Origin of the sequence: Pedobacter sp. P26 (genome assembly GCF_050632135.1) — a bacterium.
Taxonomy (GTDB): Bacteria; Bacteroidota; Bacteroidia; order Sphingobacteriales; family Sphingobacteriaceae; genus Pedobacter.
Genome location: NZ_CP192574.1, coordinates 1661524 through 1676097, shown reverse-complemented (window position 1 = coordinate 1676097; position 14574 = coordinate 1661524). Strand labels below are relative to the sequence as shown.

Sequence of the window (14574 nt, the reverse complement as noted above, 5' to 3'; positions counted from 1 at the left end):
ACGGAATGCACGGATCCCACCACAAATCGGCATTGCGAGAAGGCTTTTTCAGCCGATGAAGCAATCTCATTCATGCAGTTAAAACAAGACCTGAGCTTATCTTTTCTTAAATGTCTTATATGGTCCATCACAATAAGAAACTAAAGCAAATGTTCGTCGCGTAACTGTAGCCCCGCTATACTTTCTGCCGTGAAAAACGGTATTCATCCTATCGCCTGCAGGCTGGAGTTTATTTAACGGAGCAAATAAACCTTGGCTGATAACTTCTTCCATCTTTTTAAACAAAACTACTTGCAATATTTCCGGAAGATATAAGTACTCATTGGTAAAATTACCAACTTTCATCGGGTGCGTTTTTTCTTACTTTTGATTAAATCCCTCTTAATATGTATAAAATAAGTATTATAATCATTTTTTGTTTCGTCTCCATTGCCAATACGGCATATAGTCAAGCGGATAGCGTTAAAAAATACTTAATATCTGCACTGGATATGATGAAAGCAAAATCGGTTAATAAGGGCAAAGTCAACTGGGATTCACTATATAATTCCTCTATAAAATCGGCTGCTACCTGCAAAACCATAAGAGATACGTATCCTATTATTACCGATGCCCTTAAAGGGCTAGAAGATGCGCACTCAAGGTTTTATGCTCCGGAAATTGTAAAAGAATATTTGCTCGGTTACAGAGCAACTGGACAGGAATTTCCTGTTATTAAGGGTGACTTTTTAGAAAACAAATATGCTTACGTTACTTTACCAGAAATTGGAAGTTATAATTTTGATGACTGGAATGAATATGTAGATACCTTCTATAGGCGATTAACCGAACTTCAAAAACACAATCCTAAAGGCTGGATACTAGATTTGAGGGATAATATTGGCGGAATGTTTTACCCCATGTATGCCGCTATTTCCCCGCTTTTAAATGATCAAAAGGTAATTGCAACTAAAGATGCTAAAGGAGAAATTACATATTTCTCTTACAAAAACGGCAAATTTTACGAAGGGAAAAACCTTGCTCATCAATTTAACCTTAAAAACAAAGGCGTTAATACAGTAACTAAACCCCTGGTGATCCTCATCAACAAGAAAACAGGAAGTTCAGGCGAGTTTGCGGCCATCTCATTTGCCGGACAAAAAAACGTGAAATTCATTGGAGAAAACACTCAAGGATTAACTTCAGGGAATCAGGAGTATAAATTAAGCGATGGTGCATTTTTAGTACTTACCATCGGAAATACAGTAGATAGAAACCAAAAAGAATATACTAAAATTGGGGAAGGGCTTAGTCCTGATTTTAAAATAGAAACATCTGGTAAACAAGCAGAAACAAATCAGTTATACATGAGTAAAGCAATTGAAGTTTTAAATACCAGCAAATAAGAACTAATGAGAAGTATTTTTTTAATAGCAATGGTTTGTTTTTGCGTTAAACTTTCGGCACAAGAAATTAATATTATTCCGCAGCCAGCTTATATTAAAATAGAAGAAAATAAAAAATCATTTACAATAGATACAAAAACGCAAATTGTTGTAGTTGATTCGTCATTATTGAGTTCAGCTAATTTTCTAATTAATTATGTTCAACAGTATTATAATCTGAAGCTAAACATAACAAGCGTTACCCCCACCAAAAATTTCATTAGCTTAATTTTAAATACACGTGTCAGTGAATTTGATGATGCTTATTTTCTAAATACTTTAGATAATGGAGTTTCTATTATCGGCACCTCAAAACCCGGGGTATTTTATGGTATACAATCATTAATACAACTTTTACCTACCTCAAAGGCAGAAAAGTTAAGTATAAAATCGGTTTCAATTATAGATCATCCCCGTTTCGGTTACCGAGGCATGCACCTCGATGTAAGCCGCCATTTTTTTGATGTAGCCTTTGTAAAACAGTACATCGACTACTTAGTGCTGCATAAAATGAATTATTTTCATTGGCATTTAACCGATGATCATGGCTGGAGAATCGAGATTAAAAAATATCCAAAACTGACTGAAATCGGTGCCTGGAGAAATGGAAGTATTATTGGTTTATGGCCGGGAAAAGGCAATGAAAACATTAAATATCAGGTATTGCCAACAGAAGTAAAGATTACGCCAAAAGATGCTGTACTCCAAACAGATGGCATTAAACATGGCGGCTTTTACACACAAGAACAGATTAAAGAGGTAGTTGATTATGCCGCCAAACGTTACATTACCATTATTCCAGAAATTGAAATGCCTGCGCACAGCATGGCCTTATTAGCTGCTTACCCTGAATTAGGCACCGAGCCCAATAAAAAATATGAAGTTGCCCAGACTTGGGGAATGATGAACAAATACAATAATGTATTACAGGCTTCTGATACCACATTTAAGTTTTTAGAAAATGTTTTAACAGAAGTAATGGACCTATTTCCATCGCCATACATCCATATTGGTGGTGATGAAGCTTCGAAAATATGGTGGAAACAATCCGCAGTTTCACAACAGATTATGAAAGCCAATGGATTGAAGAACGAAAGTGAACTACAAAGTTATTTTATCCGCAGGATGGAGAAATTTGTAAACAGTAAAGGCAAAACCATTATTGGCTGGAACGAGATTTTACAGGGAGGTCTGGCACCAAATGCGGTGGTAATGAGCTGGCAGGGCGAAAAAGGTGGTATTGAAGCCGCCAAACAGCGACATAAAGTAATTATGACGCCTGAAATTAAAATGTATTTTAACCACGCCCAATTTGTAAAAGAAGACAGCTTAACTGCGAATAAGTTTTCGCCACTGATTGATGTTTACAATTATGAACCCATACCAGCCGAACTCTCTGCCGAACAGGCAAAGTACATTTGGGGCGGACAAGCTTGTTTGTGGAGTGAATACATTACCAATCCGGCAAAAGTACAATATCAGCTTTTCCCAAGATTAGATGCCCTAAGCGAAATTTTATGGAGTCCGAAAGAAAAACGCAATTACCCTGATTTTCAAAAGCGCTTGAAGACACAGTTCAAACGTTATGATTTAATGGGAATTACCTATTCGAAAAGATATTTAGAAAATTAGTGGATAATCTGTTTTGCCACCTGCATCTGATAAGTACCCGGTGTAATGCCTACAATCTTTTTAAATGCCCTGATAAAATAATTGGCATCGTTAAAACCAAGTTCATAACTTATCGAAGCCACTTTTGCCCCAGGCTGGGTAAGTAAGGTCTTGGCTTTGTTAATTTTTTCTGCCAGGATAAAATCGTTAGGACTAATACCCAGTTCGCGCTTAAACAACCTATAAAAGGTTGCCTTGCTCATACAGGCCTTATCGCTCAAACTGTTAATACTGATCTTCTCGTTAAGGTTAGATTTAATGTAATTCAGTACAAAAGCCAATGGGTTTTGATTGAGGTTATAACCTTCATCGCTGATTGTTTTAAGGTTCTGCGTTTGCATAATGCGCACCAGCAGTTCTTTTAAAGTCAAATCGGCCAATACATCTTTTTCTTTTGTCCGTTCAGAGCAGATCCTGATTACCTTATTGATAAGATAGGCAATCTCCTCATTGTTATAAAAATGATATTCATCGTAGTTTAGCAGCCATTTCTCATTGCTGCCTTCTTTCGGGAAAAATTCGTTCAAATAAGAAATTGTTTTTTGGATCTGCTCCTGATCTATAGCCAGGGCGATACATTGGGTGGGATTAAGATTCGAAGCTTCAGGAAAATCAATTTCCATGGTAACGGCAGGCGGAACAATAACGGTTTGGCCAGGAAAATAGTCAAAACCTTTCTTATCAAATAAATGCATTACCTTTTTCCCCCTCAGCATGCTAGTAATTACAAAATCATTAAAAGTAAGCGGAACTTTATACGATTCTGTATAGGTTTCGAAAACATTTAATTCGCAACGCTCTAAGGTATAACAGGTTCTGTTTTCTACCAAAGTTTGCAAGGTTTCCGATGCACTGAGATTTACCTGATTTAATGTATGTTGCATAAACCGAAAAGATTTGGTCAGACCTATTTAATAAACTCAAATATAATGATTTCAGCTAGTTATATCGAATGGATAAATGCCTGTTACTTGTATGACATGACCTAATCTCCATTTGCTGACTACTAAAGATCATTATGGTTTCAATTTGGTTACATAGCCTGAAATAATAATGCTATCAATTGATTCGATTGTACTATCTGTTCCATAGGCTTTGCCATTAGGTTTGTATTAACCAAATCTTAAAATCGTAAAAATCATGATGAGCCATCCCATTAAAAATCTTAAAAAACTCCGCTCAAAATGATTTTTAAAATTTAATAATCAATAATAATTATGGAAAATTTAATTGAAAAACCCTCATTCAAAAGCCATTACGATAATTACATTGGGGGAAATTTGTAGCCCCTGTAAAAGGTGCTTACTTCGATAACATATCGCCGATAGATGGTAAAGTTTTTACTAAAGCAGCACAATCCACAAAGGAAGATTTAGAATTAGCGGTTGATGCCGCACATGAGGCATTTAAAACCTGGAGCAAAACCTCTTCAACCGAAAGAAGCATCATTTTGAACAAGATTGCACAGCGGATGGAAGATAACCTCGAATACCTGGCAACTGTTGAAACTGTAGATAACGGAAAAGCAATTAGGGAAACCTTAGCTGCCGATTTACCCTTAGGCGTAGACCATTTCAGGTATTTCGCAGGAGTAATCCGTGCCGAAGAAGGTTCACTTTCAGAACTTGATCAACATACTGTTTCATTAATCGTACATGAGCCGATTGGTGTGGTGGCGCAAATTATTCCTTGGAATTTTCCACTGTTAATGGGCATCTGGAAACTTGCCCCTGCCCTTGCAGCGGGAAACTGTGTGGTGTTAAAACCGGCAGAGAGTACACCAGTTTCCATTATGGTTTTAATGGAATTAATCGGCGATTTATTGCCTCCGGGAGTAATAAATGTGGTAAATGGTTTTGGCGCTGAACTTGGACGTGCCTTAGTGACTAATCCTAAAATTTCGAAAGCAGCATTTACAGGCTCTACCCCAACGGGCAGATTGGTCATGCAATATGCAACTGAAAATATCATCCCGGTTACACTGGAACTAGGCGGAAAATCGCCTAACATTTTCTTCAGTTCGGTAATGGCAGAAGATGATGCCTTTTTAGATAAAGCGGTAGAAGGTGCGGTAATGTTTGCTTTAAACCAGGGCGAAATTTGTACCTGCCCATCGCGTTTATTGATACAGGAAGATATTTACGAAAAATTTATTGCCAAAGTAATCGAGAGAACAGAAGCGATAAAAATCGGTAGTCCTTTGGATAAAACGGTAATGATGGGTGCGCAAGCTTCGAAAATCCAATACGAAAAAATTGCGCAATACATTAAATTAGGTAAAGAAGAAGGTGCAGAAGTATTAACTGGTGGAGAGGTAAACGAGCTCCCTGGCGAATTGGGTGGCGGTTATTACATCAAACCGACCATCTTTAAGGGCCATAACAAAATGAGGATTTTCCAGGAGGAAATTTTCGGTCCGGTATTGGCCGTTACTACCTTTAAAACAGTAGAAGAAGCCATTGAAATTGCAAACGACACTTTGTATGGTTTAGGTGCCGGTGTTTGGACGCGCGATGCGCATGAACTTTATCAGGTACCGAGAGCCATTCAGGCAGGTCGTGTTTGGGTAAATCAATATCACGCTTATCCTGCAGGTGCTCCTTTTGGTGGCTACAAGCAATCGGGAGTGGGCAGAGAAAACCACAAAATGATGTTAGGCCATTATCGCCAGACCAAAAATATGCTGATTTCTTACGATAAAAATAAATTAGGTTTCTTTTAGTTAGCTTGAAAAAAGGTTGAATCATAAATAGAATTGTCATCCTGAGCCCTGTCGAAGGAATGAGTTAAATCAGTATTGGCAAAGCGTTTCGACAAGCTTAACGCAACAATTCGAGTCTAATTAATACTACACTATAGCTTCCTTCTAATGATTAATTCAAACCTAAAAAACAAGATCATGATCAAGCGAATAGACAGTACAGAAAAAGCAAAAGAGCTGATTGCGATACTCAAAGAAAAGCATGGAGAACTGATGTTTTACCAGGCTGGTGGATGTTGTGAAGGTACACAGCCACAATGCTTCGAAAAAGGAGGCTACTACCTGCGGATGCGCGATGTTTGTTTAGGTGAAATAGAAGCTTGCGAGTTTTGGGTAGACAGAGACCTGTTCGAGTATTGGAAATTCTCACACTTTACTTTGGATGTGCTGGATGGATTTGGTGTAGGTGGTTTTTCGTTAGAAACCCCACTTCAAAAAACCTTTAAGATCCATTACCGCCTATTCTCTGAAGAAGAATTAAAAGATTTAACTCCAATTAAAACGGCGGAGTAACTGTTGTTTATTTGGTTTAAACAGAAGCCAGTTCGGAGAAATCCAGCTAGCTTTTTTGTTTATATATTCTATAAATGACGACCTCTGTGATATATCATCTACATTCACCTTATTTCTAATATTTTTTATTTAAAAGGCTTTGAGACTACGCTAATAAAAAGCATGTGTAATTTTAAAAATTTATGCAATCTTTGCATTAAAAATTAAACCATGCGTAAACTATTTGCCGTTCTTTCTACCATCATCACCTTATTTGCCATTAAAGAAACGGTCTACGTATTTACTTCTAATGAAGCAGACATGGTTAAGCAAAAAGCCATCATGATTGTAATTGCTTTAAGCATTACAATACCTTTAATTATTTTAACTCTTTGGCTTTGGTCGCCGGGTAGAAAGAAAAATGGTGAACAAAACTAAGCAATAAACTTACTTTTCAATTCGGGTGTCGGCAACCAACAACTCTCCTGCTTTCCCCACCATTTGTAACGGTTTTTAGCAATTATATCGTAAACCCAGTCACGTATAAACTTGGGAATAATGAGAAATGCATAAAGAAGCGGAATTGATCCATTGAGTTTTCGGGCCACCCTTAGTGCCGCTGAAGATTTGGTATAGAGTTTTCCATCCTCCAGCAATAAGATGGTATTCAATTTTTCTGGATCCGCATTAAATTTTGGCAGCATTTCTTTGGCGTAATCACCTTGTAGCGCAGTAAATTTGAATTGATCCTTTTTATCATGTTCAATAACAAACTGCACAGATGAATTACAGAGGTTACAAACGCCATCAAAGAAGATTATTGGTTGCTGGATCATAGAATATAAAAATAAAACTTTTTAAAGCAAAAACAGCCATTGCTTTCTCAAAATAATAATCCAGAGCAAAAATACCTATCTTAAAAAACATAATCCCTAACAGAAATCTTCTACTTCTGTATTTGTACTTTAGTCTTTAAACCCTATAAAAAAATAATTTTACGTTTTTATATTTTGATCGAGAACAATTTAGCCATGAAAAGCTAAAACAATCGATCTTCAACTTTCTTACCTTAAAACATTTTTATATATTTGCCCAATCCTTCTTCAATGCAAAAGAAAACACTTCTTGACGGACAAAAAATTCAGATTACAATTAAGAGGCTCTGCCATCAATTAATTGAAAACCACGACGATTTCGCAAATACTGTTTTAATTGGCATCCAGCCGAGGGGTATTTTTTAGCAGATCGCATTCATCAGGATCTTCAGCTTATCCTTAAAAACAAGAAAATTCTAAAAGGAAACCTGGATATTACTTTTTTAGAGATGATTTCCGCCGTAAAGACGGATTGGTTACCGCGAGTAGCAACTCAATCGATTTTATTATCGAAGGTAAAAAAGTAATCTTAATTGATGATGTACTTTGGACCGGCAGAACCATCAGGGCAGCGCTTGATGCCTTGCTCGCTTATGGCCGACCAGAGAAAGTGGAGCTTTTGGTTTTAATAGACCGCAGGTTTAGCAGGCATTTACCTATAGAACCTGATTATATTGGACATCAGGTAGATAGCTTAAACTCACAACAGGTAAAAGTAACCTGGGCGAGCGAAGGAAGTGAAGATAAAGTGATTTTAATATCCGAAAATAATAAATAAAAATGGCAGCAGAAAAACTATCAACCCGACATCTTTTAGGCATTAAAGATATTAACCGGAATGATATCGAATTGATTTTCGAAACTGCAGATAATTTCAAGGAAGTGATTAATAGACCGATAAAAAGGGTTCCTTCACTTCGTGACATTACGATTGCCAATATCTTTTTCGAAAACTCTACCCGCACCAAACTTTCATTCGAACTTGCAGAAAAGAGACTTTCGGCTGATGTGGTTAATTTTGCCGCTTCGTCATCGTCGGTGAGCAAAGGCGAAACCCTCATCGATACGGTAAATAACATCTTATCAATGAAAGTTGATATGGTGGTAATGCGTCATCCTTATGCCGGCGCAGGTCAGTTTTTAAGTAAACATGTAAAAGCACAGATTGTAAATGCGGGCGACGGTGCACATGAACACCCAACACAAGCCTTACTTGATGCTTTCTCCATCCGCCAGAAACTGGGCGATGTAGCTGGTAAAAAAGTAGTAATTGTGGGTGACATCCTGCATTCTCGTGTAGCTATCTCAAACATTCTTTGCCTGCAGCGTTTAGGTGCTGAAGTAATGGTTTGCGGTCCTACAACCTTAATCCCCAAACACATCCATCAATTGGGTGTAAAGGTTGAGCATAATTTAATTAAAGCTTTAAACTGGTGTGATGTAGCAAATATGCTGCGTATACAACTGGAGCGTCAAGACATTAAATATTTCCCATCGTTAAGGGAATATGCCATGATGTACGGCTTAAACAAACAGATTTTGGATAACCTCGATAAAGAAATCATCGTAATGCACCCGGGCCCGATAAACAGAGGTGTAGAGATTACCAGCGACGTGGCCGACAGCAAACAATCAATTATTTTAGAACAGGTAGAAAACGGAGTGGCCGTGAGAATGGCTGTGTTGTATTTGTTGGCAAGTCAGGGTTAGATTAGTTTGGAGTTGGGAGATTGGAGTTCTCAGTCCAAATCCATCAGCTGCATTGGTTGATGGCTTGATGTACTTCAAGATTTTATAGTGGCAGTTGGCAATGTAACAATCCTAAACAATTTAACAGTTGCAACAATACAGTTAACCACGCTCGTTTTTTCCACATTCGTTTACACCCTGATACCAAACCAAAAATCCTATCGTTAGTTTGTGTTATTAACAGATGTTAATTACTTCTGTTGATAAGCTTTGATACTATTTATAATTTAGTACCAACCATATTTGAAACCAATGCAGAAAAAATACTTACTAATTCCGCTACTTTTAGCTGGAAGTTTTAGCACCTACGCCCAAGTTAGCGCCGTGCAAAACCTCAACAAAAACTATCAAACGGGCTTAGAATTATTAGACAAAGAAAAATACACTGCAGCTGCCCAACAGTTTAAACTTGTTGAGCTGCAACGTTATAAACCTTCTACCCAAACAGAGAGCAATGCCGAATTGTCTTTACTGAAAGAGAATGCAAAATTTTATGCCGCCGTTTGTGCGCTAGAGTTAACCAATAGCGATGCCGAAAGTTTGTTTCAGGCTTTTATCCGCGATTATCCGCTAAACCCGAACACCAAACTGGCTTATTTCTACGTTGGGAAAACTTATTTCAACCAGAAAAACTATAAAAAAGCTTTAGAATGGTTCGAAAAAACAGATCCTTCTACACTTTCGGGCAAGCAAAGAAACGAATACCAGTTTAAGCAGGGTTACGCGTATTTTGAACTTAAAGACTACGATAAAGCAGAACCTTTATTTGAAAAAGTTAAAAAAGAAGAAGGCGATTTTCAGGAAAGTGCTACCTACTACTTTGCTTACATCAATTACTTAAATAAAGAATATAAAACGGCACTGGCCAACTTCGAAAAGTTAAAGGGTTCCCCTACTTATGAGGCGAGTTATCCCTACTACATCACTTCGATGTATTACCTTGATGAGCGTTACGATGATGTAATCAGCTATGCTTTGGCAGCCATTCAAAAAACCAAACAGCAGTTTGAACCAGAAATGTTAAGTTTAGTTGCGGCATCATACTTTGCAAAATCAGAATTTAAAAATGCTGAAAAGTATTTCGCCGAATATTATGCAAAAGATAAAAGCGAAACCAAAAACAATCTCTTCATTTACCAATACGGATATTCTTTGTTTCAGAATAAAAAATACAAAGAGTCTGTTGCCGTTTTAGAAAAACTGAATACGGATGATGTTTACCTACAAAATGGTATGCATACGCTGGGTAAAGCATTTATCCAGTTGGGCAACAAGCAGAAAGCACAGAGTGCCTTTTTCAGGGCTTCGCGTTTAAGTTTTGATAAGGGTATACAGGAAGAAGCCTGGTTAAACTATGCCAAATTAAGTTACGAATTGGAATTCCACCAGCAAGCTTTAGAGGCTACACAAGGTTTTTTAAAAACTTTCCCAAAATCGCGCAAAATAAACGAGGCGAAAACTTTATTGGGTGAGGTTTTATTAACCACCAAAAACTACCAGGCAGCTGTAGATATTCTGGAGCCAATTCCGGATAAAAACCTTGAAGCCAAAGAAGCTTATCAAAAGGTAACCTATTTCCGTGGTTTAGAATTTTATAATGAAAGGGCTTTCCCAAATGCATTATCGATGTTTTTGCGTTCTGAAAAGTTCCCGGAAGATAATGAGATCAATGCGTTGAACACTTACTGGAAAGCGGAATCGATGTACGAACTGCGTAAGTATGGCGAAGCAGTTAGCACTTTCGAGAAATTTTTGAAGATGCCGGATGCGGATAAAACAGGCGTTTACAATTTTGCGAATTATGCGTTGGCTTATGCAGCCTTCGAAGATGAGAAATACAGCAAAGCGGCTAATTACTTCGAAAAGTTCCTGGCCGGTAATGATAAAGACCAAAAAACTATTGATGATGCGACCATTCGTTTAGCCGATTCGTATTTCGTAAATAAGAATTATGGCGATGCAATGGTCAATTATAACAAAATCATTAGCCGTAAAACCACTTCTGAAGATTATGCCACTTTCCAAAAAGGAATGATCCAGGGGTTGGAAACGCAGTATGATGCGAAAATTGCAACGATGCAAAGCTTGTTAAATAATTTTCCAAACTCAAACTATGCTGATGATGCAGGCTTCGAAACCGCCTATACCTATTTCAACAAAGGCGATTTTGATAAATCCAAATCAGATCTTGTAGCACTGGTGGCCAAGTACCCACGCAGTAGCTATGTAGCTAAAGCCCTGGTTACCATCGGCTTGGTTCAGTACAATCAAGATCAGGATGATGCCGCTTTAGAATCGTTCAAAAAAGTAGTCCGCGATTACCCAACTGCCGATGAAGCTAAACAGGCGATGGAATCGATCAAAAATATTTATGTAGACCGTGGCGACGCGAATGGTTTTATTACTTATGCTGCTACTACCCCACTTGGAAATTACTCTGGTTCAGAACAGGATAATATCGTTTTTGCCGCAGTCAATAATACCTATCTAAAAGGAGATGCTAATGGTGCATTCCTGGCAGTAAATGCTTATTTCGATAAATTTCCTAAGGCGAACCATGAAAAAGAAGCTAAATTTATCAGGGCAGAGTCGTTGGTGAAACTGGGCCGTCCGGATGAAGCTATTCCTGATTACGAATTTATCTTAAATGACTGGACGAGCGATTATACCGAACGTTCGTTAGTGAGCATCTCTCAACTCTTCTTAAATCAGAAGAAATACAACGAAGCGATTGTTTACCTGAAAAGATTAGAAACTACAACCGATTACAAATCGCACTATAGTTTTGCCATCAACAATTTATTAAAGGCTTACACCGCTTTAAATATGCCTGATGACATGCTTAAGTATGCTCAGCTGACTAAAGAATCGGAAAAAGCTTCGGAAGAAGAGAAAAATAGTTCCAGCTTATATTCTGGTAAAGCTTACTTGTTAAAAGGCGATACGACCACAGCCATAAAAGAATTTAAAAATGTTGTGGCTAAAACAAAAACCATTGCTGCTGCCGAAGCAAAATACAATTTAGCTTTATTAGAATACAACAAAGGTGATTTCAAGACTTCATCTAAAACCTGTTTTGATCTGATCAACAACATGGCCGCTTACGATTATTGGGTAGCGAAAGCATTTATCCTTTTATCTGATAATTATGTGGCACTAAAAGACAATTTACAGGCAAAAAGTACACTTCTCAGTATAATTGATAATTACGAAGGCAAGGATGATATCATTCCTACAGCCAAAGAAAAACTAGAAAAACTAAACCAGAAGAAGTAGCATTATGAAATCGATTAAATATATATATAGTTCACTGTTTTTTTAGCTGCTGGATTAATGACTGCTCAGGCGCAGGATAAAAAGACTGAGGAAAAAGGGGTGGTAAACGAAGAGATTGAAGTAGTGCGCCCATATAAGCCAATTTTGGCCGAAGCAGTAAAGTTGAGAAGAAGCCCGAATTTGGACGACGTTAAAACGTATAAGGCAAAATTAAACTACAGCATTTTAGATAGAAAGCTGGATATAAATAGTGACATCCAAAAGCTGCAGGCACAGGCACTTGCCGAAGAAAAAGCGAGTATTTTGGTTAACAATTACGTAAAAGGTGCGTTTGGTTCGTTGAGTACCCTTTTGGGCGAAGCTTATTTTAACACCGGTAAAGATGAAGGTTTACAGGTTGGTGGTTATTTTAAACACTTTAGTCAGGAAGGGAAGTTAAACAAACAGAATAGCAGCAACCAACAGTTAAGTGTTTTTGGTCGCAGTATTTTAGATGAAAATACCGTAAGTGGACGCATTAATTTTGAGCGTAACGGCACTTATTTTTACGGTATAGATGATACCAGACCAACGCTAAATCCTAATCCGGATAAGCAGGCTTTAACTACCATTGAACTGGAAGGTGAGTTAGTAAAAAACTTTACCGAAGATGAAGATGCTTTTAGTTATGCCTTAAAAGCCAATGGCTATATCTGGAACGATAAATTTAGCGCCAAAGAAAATTACCTGAGTTTAAACGGTTATTTAAACAAGCGTATCAATTCTTTAAACCTTGGTTTAGCTGCATCAACAGAATTTGGAAACACCAAAGATGCTTTAACCAGCGTTGGCAATAACCTGTTGCGTTTAAACCCCTACATCCGTTTACAGGTTAAAGGTGCAAAAATTACTGCTGGAGTTAATTTTGTACAGGAATTTGGCGCCTACAGCAGTTCTAAAATATTTCCTGCAGTTACTGCCGATTTCACGCTGATTCCTGATTATCTGCAGGTTTTTGGTGAAGTTAAGGGTGACGTAAACAGAAACTCTTTAAAAGGTTTTACCGATGAAAACCCTTGGCTAAACAGCAATATCTTAGTGAAAAACACCGTAGAAAAATTAAGTTTTAGTGCAGGTGTTAAGGGTACCGGCGGACCAGGTTTTGGTTACAAAGCCCGTATTTATGTAAAACAGTTTGATGATATGCCTTTGTTCGTAAATAACTTTACCGACTTTAACAAGTTTGATGTTATCTACGATTTCGGCAAAACGAAATTAACGGGTTTAGAAGGCGAAATTTCTGTTCAGGTAAGTGATGCTTTAAAATGGACAGGTAAATTAAATCTAGACGATTGGAAACCTGCTTCTGAAACTTACTCCTGGTTTAAACCAGGTTTGAAAGTGAGCTCGAACTTTATGTATACCTATAACAAAAAATTAAGCTTTAATGCAAGTGTGGTGATCCAGGATGATGTAAAAGCTAAAGTATACACCGGTGCTCCTGTTCCTGCTTCGCAATATGTAATCCCTAACACAGGAATAGAACTTATTGAAACCGTTAAAGGTTATGTAGATTTAGGGCTAGGTGCAGATTACAGGATCAACAATAAGTTTTCTGTTTTTGCAAAAGCAAACAACATCTTAAATAAAAACTATAGCAGATATTTATACTATCAGGTAAACGGATTTAATATTTTCGGTGGTTTGACTTATTCGTTTTAGGATAGAGAAACCTCGAAAGTCTTAATGAAACAAAAAAATGCCTTCCGAAATCGGGAGGCATTTTTTTATGGGCTGTTTAGTGAAATCTTCATTGCCTAAGGTCTGTTTTCAAAAAACAAAGTATTTGGAATAACAGGTATAATCAGATAGTCATTTCGACTGAAGCGCAGCGAAATGGAGAAATGACGGCCTTGTATATCTGTCATCAACCCTCCGATGTATTTGAAAAACCCTAACTTCTTCCATTGACGTTATTTTAAAAATAATTATTAATCAGCATTTTAACTGCTTTTGCGTTTCCATCCAGTTAGGCCATAGCACAACATCCCCGTTCTACTTAAATCCGGCCTAACAAATTTTTCGGGTTGCACTGCTTAAGCCAACCTACTAGCTTCGAAAGAAAACGGCGAAGCCCTCATGAATGCAGCTGAAAGTTATTAACAACAAATGAATAAATTTTAAGCCGGCAGTTTTTGTTTCTTTTTGATGCCAAAAAGAAAGAGCCCTTCGGCGGCGGCGAGCCGAGGCAAGACCGCGCCCTGGGACAAGAGAAGATAATTATAAGTCACTCATATTGATTTTAAATAAGTAATTAACCCTCAGAATGGCAACATACCGGGATGCT

General features: G+C 37.6%; 11 protein-coding genes and 1 pseudogene. 9 read left to right on the top strand and 3 right to left on the bottom strand.

The genetic code is table 11. The features are described 5' to 3' along the window. Positions 1-96 precede the first annotated feature (96 nt). Positions 97-345 (bottom strand): hypothetical protein, encoded by a 249-nt coding sequence (locus tag ACQ86H_RS07810; protein ID WP_431294362.1) that lies wholly within the window; start codon positions 343-345, stop codon positions 97-99. A gap of 41 nt (positions 346-386) precedes the next feature. Between ACQ86H_RS07810 and ACQ86H_RS07805 the strand changes: the two genes are divergently transcribed. Both ACQ86H_RS07805 and ACQ86H_RS07800 read left to right on the top strand, forming a co-directional pair. Next, positions 387-1385 carry a S41 family peptidase gene (locus ACQ86H_RS07805; RefSeq protein ID WP_138817978.1) on the top strand — a complete coding sequence of 333 codons (999 nt, stop codon included), beginning with the start codon at positions 387-389 and terminating at the stop codon, positions 1383-1385. A 6-nt stretch (positions 1386-1391) separates the two neighbouring features. Continuing rightward, a complete protein-coding gene (locus ACQ86H_RS07800) occupies positions 1392-3056 on the top strand; it encodes a beta-N-acetylhexosaminidase (RefSeq protein ID WP_431294361.1) in 1665 nt (554 codons plus the stop codon). Here ACQ86H_RS07800 and ACQ86H_RS07795 read toward each other — a convergent pair. After that, positions 3053-3979: an AraC family transcriptional regulator gene (locus tag ACQ86H_RS07795; RefSeq protein WP_431294360.1), complete on the bottom strand. Its 927-nt coding sequence runs from the start codon at positions 3977-3979 to the stop codon at positions 3053-3055. The genes ACQ86H_RS07800 and ACQ86H_RS07795 overlap by 4 nt on opposite strands. Positions 3980-4410: 431 nt before the next feature. Here ACQ86H_RS07795 and ACQ86H_RS07790 point away from each other — a divergent pair, with 431 nt between their 5' ends. From ACQ86H_RS07790 to ACQ86H_RS07780, 3 genes are all read left to right on the top strand, one after another. Next, on the top strand, positions 4411-5817 hold the full coding sequence (locus tag ACQ86H_RS07790) for an aldehyde dehydrogenase family protein (RefSeq protein ID WP_431295359.1): 1407 nt from the start codon (positions 4411-4413) through the stop codon (positions 5815-5817). A gap of 177 nt (positions 5818-5994) precedes the next feature. Continuing rightward, on the top strand, positions 5995-6369 hold the full coding sequence (locus ACQ86H_RS07785) for a DUF779 domain-containing protein (protein WP_138817982.1): 375 nt from the start codon (positions 5995-5997) through the stop codon (positions 6367-6369). 210 nt (positions 6370-6579) lie between these two features. After that, complete coding sequence (locus ACQ86H_RS07780) at positions 6580-6786, top strand: hypothetical protein (protein ID WP_138817983.1); 207 nt, start codon at positions 6580-6582, stop codon at positions 6784-6786. On the opposite strand, the gene ACQ86H_RS07775 is transcribed toward ACQ86H_RS07780, so the two are convergent. Then, entirely contained in the window at positions 6783-7184 is a 402-nt protein-coding gene (locus ACQ86H_RS07775) for a thiol-disulfide oxidoreductase DCC family protein (protein WP_431294359.1), read from the bottom strand. The genes ACQ86H_RS07780 and ACQ86H_RS07775 overlap by 4 nt on opposite strands. A 270-nt stretch (positions 7185-7454) precedes the next feature. On the opposite strand from ACQ86H_RS07775, the pseudogene pyrR reads away from it, so the two are divergent. From pyrR to ACQ86H_RS07755, 4 genes and pseudogenes are all read left to right on the top strand, one after another. Then, positions 7455-8001: pseudogene (gene pyrR / locus ACQ86H_RS07770) on the top strand (bifunctional pyr operon transcriptional regulator/uracil phosphoribosyltransferase PyrR). 2 nt (positions 8002-8003) lie between these two features. Beyond that, a complete protein-coding gene (locus ACQ86H_RS07765) occupies positions 8004-8933 on the top strand; it encodes an aspartate carbamoyltransferase catalytic subunit (protein ID WP_186828754.1) in 930 nt (309 codons plus the stop codon). Positions 8934-9224: 291 nt separating this feature from the next. After that, positions 9225-12248, top strand: coding sequence for a tetratricopeptide repeat protein (locus tag ACQ86H_RS07760; RefSeq protein ID WP_138817985.1), 3024 nt, complete (start codon positions 9225-9227; stop codon positions 12246-12248). Positions 12249-12305: 57 nt separating this feature from the next. After that, positions 12306-13949 carry a hypothetical protein gene (locus tag ACQ86H_RS07755; RefSeq protein ID WP_431294358.1) on the top strand — a complete coding sequence of 548 codons (1644 nt, stop codon included), beginning with the start codon at positions 12306-12308 and terminating at the stop codon, positions 13947-13949. Positions 13950-14574: the final 625 nt, after the last annotated feature.